The organism is Aureimonas sp. SK2, from assembly GCF_029813115.1.
Classification (GTDB): domain Bacteria; phylum Pseudomonadota; class Alphaproteobacteria; order Rhizobiales; family Rhizobiaceae; genus Aureimonas.
The window spans coordinates 1-5,715 of the sequence record NZ_JAPZDS010000040.1 but is presented as its reverse complement, the minus strand read 5'-3'; the positions used below and the strand labels follow the sequence as shown (position 1 = coordinate 5,715).

Genomic DNA, 5,715 nt, shown 5'->3' with positions numbered 1-5,715 from the left:
CCGATTTCGCTACCGCCTCGAAGGTCGAGACCACGTGCAGCGGGAGATCGCGACGTTCCGACAGATCGACGGCCGCTGGTTCTACGATACGAGCGAGATCAATCCGAAATCTTCTCCAGTCAAGGTCGAACGCATCGGACGGAACGATCCATGTTCCTGTGGATCAGGTAAGAAGCACAAGAAATGCTGCGGCAACTCTCCGGGAACCGGAGCGGCATAGGGCTCGCATCATGTTGGAGAAGCGTTTCGCCTGTACCGCCTGCGGTCGCTGCTGCAACGGCTCACTCCCGATCACGATGGCGGAAGCCGTGAAATGGGCTCACGTGCTTCCACTTGCCATCAGCATCGTACCAGTCAGATCCAACGCTCGAGGTCAGGCGATCGCAGGTCGTATCGGTACGCCCCTCAAGGTGTCGAAAGGGAAGGATCTGACCCTCGTCGTCAGTCCCATGTCGTTCGTCCCACCAGCCATGCCCTGCCCGCATCTCGCAGATGACGCTCTCTGCGCAATCCACGATGACAAGCCCCTCCGTTGTCGGACGATGCCATTCAATCCCTACAAGGACGAGGGCGCGCAGTCCGACTTGCTCGTTCCCAAGCCAGGATGGCAATGCGAGACGGGGGTGGAGGCACCAGTCGTGTATCGAGACAAAAGGATTCTCGAGCGCGGCGACTTCGACGCCGAGCTGAATGCTATCGACGAACAACAACCATCAATGCGCCGTCTCATCACGTTCACCGTCGAACACAACCCTGTCATCCGCGAACAGATCATCGGCGCGTCCCGCTCGCCATCGGGACGGGTGGTCATCGGGTTCGGATCATTGCTGCGTTTCGAGAAGGCCCTGGATCCGGTCGATTATGCTCGGCGTCAGCGTCCGGTCCTGCGTCATTGGGCTGAAAGGACGGACGGCGAGGCGAAATTGGCCGAGTTCCATCGCTTCTACCGCCAGGCCGAGCGGGAACTCGAACGCTACGGCCCCTAATCGAAGGGGACGCCCTGAATGGTCTGGGACTGAAGCAACAGGGAACGAACGCGCCCCTTTGCATGGGCGTGGCCGCCCGGTTCCCTCGTCACGGAAAGAACCGTCAGCGACATCGATGGAAGCCGTCAGGTCTTCGCCGGGGTCGAGAAGGCGGATAGGGCGATCGCCGCCACCCCCACCACGATTGCGATGTCGGCGACATTGAAGGTCGGCCAATGCCAATCACTCCAGTAAATGTCCAAAAAATCCGTGACCGCTCCCTGTCTCAGACGATCCACAATGTTTCCCAACGATCCCCCGACGATGGAGCCGTATCCTGCCCCTTCGAGCGGCCTCGTCGCCGTGCCCCCAAGAAAGCATAGATAGCAGGTCAGCAGGCCCGTCAGCGTGACCAGGATCAGAGGCTGTCCGAACACGGTGTCGGCAAGTATACCGAAGCTGATCCCATCGTTGAACCCCAAAGTCAGGTTCAGCCCCGGCAAGATCGCGACCGAAGCCCAGACGTTAAGGTTCTGGAGTGCTACTACCTTCGTCACCTGGTCCGCGGTGAAAGCCACGGCGACAGCAAGAAGAAATCCGAAGGGACTAATCATGCGGGTTGCTTCTCGGGCGTTCCTGACTGACATGTCATCTGTGGGCTCCGCGAGGTCCCCTTGCGTTGTGCCGAATGAACCGATCCCGTGGCCATGTCGTACGCGCGATCGGTCGTCATGAAGTCCCCATTCTCGTGACCAGCCAGAAGAGAGCGAACAGAATGGGTTGATGAAGCAGGTATATCGGCAGGGTCCTACGGCCGGCCCAGGACAGCCATCGCGGAACCGGCACTCGAAAGAACTTCGACGTGGCCGGCCATCGCAGGAACAGTTTCGTCGCAGCCACGCCCAACAACGTCACTCCCAGCCAGGGGAACAACGGAACGAAGTCGATCGACGGCGGCGGTAACGCAGCGAATCCTATCCAAGCAAGCCATCGCACTCCGAAATCGTCGATCCGGATGAAGAAGCTCAAGGCAATGACTAGAAATCCGGCAACCGCCACGATGGGAACCGGCATTCGAATGAACGCCAAGCCGATCAGGGACGACGCGGCGATCGCATGGAGGACGCCGAAGTAGACGAAGTCGCTTGGCATCGAAAGAAGCGACACGCCAGTGATCGCGACCGCAGCCAGAGCGATCTTCAGGAACCGCTTCCAAAAGCTTCGACCATCGAAAACGGGTTCATGCGCGAGCACTATGCCGACTCCACACAGGAACATGAAGGAAGAGACAAGGGTTCGAGCGAAGAGGATCATCGGCTGCGAGAACATCATTCCCGGAGGGGCAAACCCAAAAAAGCTCAGATCCCAACCCACATGATACAGCACAACACCCACGATCGCGGCCCCGCGCCACGCATCCAGCAACTGGATCCGTCCGGCCTCCTCCTGCCGCGACGGCGAGGCCTGGCGTTCTATGGCGCGGTGAACGTCGATCCGCCTCCGACCTGACTGCATCGTTGCCCCTGCCGATTCGGAACCCTAGGCACGGGATACATCCTCTGGTGGCTAGAGGAGCAAGCCCCACAGGAGGAGCATCATGCCCGGACTGGTTCCGGGACCCTCCCCTCACGTCGAATTGTGGATCGGATTTCGCCTACGGCAGAATGTGAGGCCGCGACCTCGCGGATCGGACATGCGATCGGCTTCCGGTGCGGTTCGGTTGTCCATCCTCCTCAGCAAGGCACCGACACTGGGCGTTTTGTCCAGTTGGTTTCTCTGGAGCTTGTGCCTCATTTGCGGTGCAAAGGAGAACGCCAATGTTCGACGGCTTCGACCCCATTCTGCTGGCGCGAATGCAGTTTGCCTTCACCGTCAGCTTCCACTTCATCTTCCCGGCGTTCTCGATCGGCCTTGCAAGCTTCCTGGCCGTGCTGGAGGGTCTGTGGCTGTGGACGGGCCGCCAGATCTATCTCGACCTCTTCAAGTACTGGGCAAAGATCTTCGCGGTCGCCTTCGCCATGGGCGTCGTGTCCGGCATCGTCATGTCCTACCAGTTCGGCACCAATTGGGCTGTGTTCTCGGACAAGGCCGGCCCGGTCATCGGACCGCTGATGGCCTACGAAGTGCTGACCGCCTTCTTCCTCGAGGCAGGGTTCCTCGGTGTCATGCTGTTCGGGATGAACAAGGTCGGCAAAGGCCTCCACTTCGCCTCGACCCTCGCGGTCGCCGTCGGCACGCTCGTCTCCGCCACCTGGATCCTGTCCGTGAACAGTTGGATGCAGACGCCCGTAGGCTTCGAGATCAATGATGTCGGGCAATTCGTTCCCGGAGACAGCTGGTGGACGATCGTTTTCAATCCAAGCTTCCCCTACCGGCTGACCCATACCGTCATCGCGGCCTACCTCACTACCGCCTTCGCCGTCGGCGCGGTCGGAGCCTGGCACCTTTTGAAGAACAGCCGTGACGCGCATGCCCGAAAGATGTTCTCCATGGCCATGTGGATGGCAGCGATCATGGCGCCAATCCAGATCTTCGCCGGCGACCAGCACGGACTGAACACGCTGCAGTACCAGCCTGCCAAGGTCATGGCGATGGAAGGCCACTACGAGAGCCATCCGAACGGAGCGCCGCTGATCCTCTTCGGCATCCCGAACTCGGAGGACAAACGCATCGACTACGCGGTGCAGATCCCAAAGCTCTCCTCGTTGATCCTCAAGCACGATCTGAACGCGCCGCTGGCGGGACTGGATACGGTTCCAGAGGCTGATCAGCCGCCCGTCGGCGTCGTCTTCTGGTCCTTCCGGATCATGGTCTCGATCGGCATGGCGATGCTGGGCATCGGACTATGGAGTCTTTGGGCACGCTGGCGCGGGGGTCTCTACGACATGCCATGGCTGCACCGTTCGGCCTTGGTGATGGGACCATCAGGTTTCGTAGCGGTCCTCGCGGGCTGGGTCACCACGGAAGTCGGGCGGCAGCCCTTCACCGTCTACGGTTTGCTGCGCACGGCCGAAAGTGCTTCACCGCTTGCGGCGTCGGCTGTCGGCACCTCCCTGGTCGCATTCGTGATCGTCTACTTCACCGTTTTCGGGTTTGGAACCTGGTACATCCTGCGCCTCATGCGCAAGGGCGCCCATTCCGGTGAGCCATCCATCACGGCCGAGGCGCCGATCCGGACGGCTGGCATCACGCCGGGCCTCGCCCAGCAGACGGAGATCCATCCATGATCGGCATCGACTTCGATCTGGCGACGGTCTGGGCCTTCGTGCTGGCCTTTGCAGTGTTCGCCTACGTGGTCATGGACGGGTTCGACCTCGGGATCGGCATCCTGTTCCCTGTCTTCGAAGTCGGCCCTGAGCGCGACAAGGCGATGAATTCCATCGCCCCCGTCTGGGACGGCAACGAGACATGGCTGGTGCTGGGAGGTGGAGGTCTCTTCGCCGCCTTCCCGCTCGCTTACGGGGTCGTCATGACGGCGCTCTATCCACCTGTCATCGCCATGCTCCTCGGCCTCGTGTTCCGCGGCGTCGCCTTCGAGGCGCGCTGGCGCGATCCGAAACACCGGCGGGCCTGGGACCTCGCCTTCACCTGCGGCTCGATCGTTGCGGCGTTCTCGCAGGGCGTGATCCTTGGGGCGCTGTTACAGGGGATCGAGATCGAGGGGCGAGCCTATGCCGGTGGTTGGCTTGACTGGCTGACCCCGTTCAGTGTCCTGACGGGCATCAGCGTCGTCTGCGGTTACGCTCTGCTCGGCGCGACCTGGCTGATCTGGAAGACGGACGGCGGCACGCAGGATCATGCCTTCCGCCTTGCCGGACGCTACGGGATGGCCACATTCGTCGCGATCGCTCTGGTCAGCTTCGCCACCCTGGGGCTGGACTACAGCTACCGCGACAAGTGGCTCAGCTTCCCGGTTGTGATTCTCACAGCCCAGGTCCCGCTTCTGTCTGCCATACTGGCGTTCGCGTTCCGTCGTTCGATCAGGAAGCGCCGGGAGGTGCGTCCGTTCTTCCTGGCCCTCGCGCTGTTTCTGATGAGCTTCGTGGGGCTCGGCATCAGCATGTATCCGTTCATCGTCCCCGACACCCTGACCATTTGGCAGGCCGCCGCGCCCGCATCGAGCCAGAGGTTCATGCTGGTCGGCTCAGCGGTCCTGATCCCCGTCATTCTATGCTACACAGCGTTCTCGTACTGGGTGTTCAGGGGCAAGGTCGCCGAGGACGGGTATCACTGATGTCCGAGGGCGCGAATGCTGGACCGTGGTGGAAGCGTCTCCTGTGGCTGATTGCCATCTGGGCACTGAGCGTCTCGATGCTTGGGACCGTAGCGATGATCATTCGGTTCTGGTTGAAGGCATAGACACTCTGGCAGGATTTCCCTTCCAGCGCGACGCAAGGACACCGCCCCGCCAAGGCGAGAACGCGTTTCATTTGAGCACCACGAAGAAATCACGTCGCACGAAACCACGCATGCGCTGCTGAAGCACGCGAGGATGTCTCCGTCCAAGGACGGGGACATCCCTATAAAGTCGCCTTCCAGCGGGATGCCGACGACTCTGCCGTACCTGCGCATTCAAAGGTGGCTCGCGTTTGGATGCATACCGCGCAGTCCGCACCCAAAGGCCTTGCTGGCGCTGCCGATGCAATCCCCCGGTTATACCCTAACTCGCATCTGGCATCGACGCGACAACCGGGGGTGGAATGTCCGGGACGACGATGATGGCCGAACCATCGGGAACGCGACGATAGAG

At 61.1% G+C, this 5,715-nt stretch carries 7 protein-coding genes; 5 read left to right on the top strand and 2 right to left on the bottom strand.

The window, feature by feature from the left end:
* Both O5O54_RS22005 and O5O54_RS22000 read left to right on the top strand, forming a co-directional pair.
* On the top strand, positions 1–220 hold a 220-nt coding region (locus O5O54_RS22005; RefSeq protein ID WP_279483989.1), incomplete at its 5' end, for an SEC-C metal-binding domain-containing protein.
* Between the two features lie 10 nt (positions 221–230).
* Positions 231–986: a YkgJ family cysteine cluster protein gene (locus O5O54_RS22000; RefSeq protein ID WP_279483988.1), complete on the top strand. Its 756-nt coding sequence runs from the start codon at positions 231–233 to the stop codon at positions 984–986.
* A gap of 125 nt (positions 987–1,111) precedes the next feature.
* Here O5O54_RS22000 and lspA read toward each other — a convergent pair whose 3' ends face one another.
* Both lspA and O5O54_RS21990 read right to left on the bottom strand, forming a co-directional pair.
* Positions 1,112–1,579, bottom strand: a complete 468-nt coding sequence (gene lspA / locus O5O54_RS21995; protein WP_279483987.1) for a signal peptidase II — start codon at positions 1,577–1,579, stop codon at positions 1,112–1,114.
* A gap of 115 nt (positions 1,580–1,694) precedes the next feature.
* Positions 1,695–2,480: a heparan-alpha-glucosaminide N-acetyltransferase gene (locus O5O54_RS21990; RefSeq protein ID WP_279483986.1), complete on the bottom strand. Its 786-nt coding sequence runs from the start codon at positions 2,478–2,480 to the stop codon at positions 1,695–1,697.
* A 302-nt stretch (positions 2,481–2,782) separates the two neighbouring features.
* Between O5O54_RS21990 and O5O54_RS21985 the strand changes: the two genes are divergently transcribed.
* Genes O5O54_RS21985 through O5O54_RS21975 form a run of 3 tightly spaced genes read left to right on the top strand, consistent with a single transcriptional unit; the run spans position 2,783 to position 5,324 of the window.
* Complete coding sequence (locus tag O5O54_RS21985) at positions 2,783–4,192, top strand: cytochrome ubiquinol oxidase subunit I (protein ID WP_279483985.1); 1,410 nt, start codon at positions 2,783–2,785, stop codon at positions 4,190–4,192.
* Positions 4,192–5,199, top strand: a complete 1,008-nt coding sequence (gene cydB, locus O5O54_RS21980; RefSeq protein ID WP_407061750.1) for a cytochrome d ubiquinol oxidase subunit II — start codon at positions 4,192–4,194, stop codon at positions 5,197–5,199. The genes O5O54_RS21985 and cydB overlap by 1 nt, the downstream gene beginning before the upstream one ends.
* Complete coding sequence (locus O5O54_RS21975) at positions 5,136–5,324, top strand: DUF2474 domain-containing protein (protein ID WP_347814906.1); 189 nt, start codon at positions 5,136–5,138, stop codon at positions 5,322–5,324. Before cydB ends, O5O54_RS21975 begins: the two co-directional genes overlap by 64 nt.
* Positions 5,325–5,715: the final 391 nt, after the last annotated feature.

Excerpts from the sequence above, each read along its gene's own strand:
- O5O54_RS21985 (WP_279483985.1), top strand. The coding sequence starts at position 2,783 with ATGTTCGACGGCTTCGACCCCATTCTGCTGGCGCGAATGCAGTTTGCC.
- O5O54_RS22000 (WP_279483988.1), top strand. The coding sequence starts at position 231 with ATGTTGGAGAAGCGTTTCGCCTGTACCGCCTGCGGTCGCTGCTGCAAC.
- lspA (WP_279483987.1), bottom strand. The coding sequence starts at position 1,579 with ATGATTAGTCCCTTCGGATTTCTTCTTGCTGTCGCCGTGGCTTTCACC.
- O5O54_RS21990 (WP_279483986.1), bottom strand. The coding sequence starts at position 2,480 with ATGCAGTCAGGTCGGAGGCGGATCGACGTTCACCGCGCCATAGAACGC.
- O5O54_RS21975 (WP_347814906.1), top strand. The coding sequence starts at position 5,136 with ATGCTACACAGCGTTCTCGTACTGGGTGTTCAGGGGCAAGGTCGCCGA.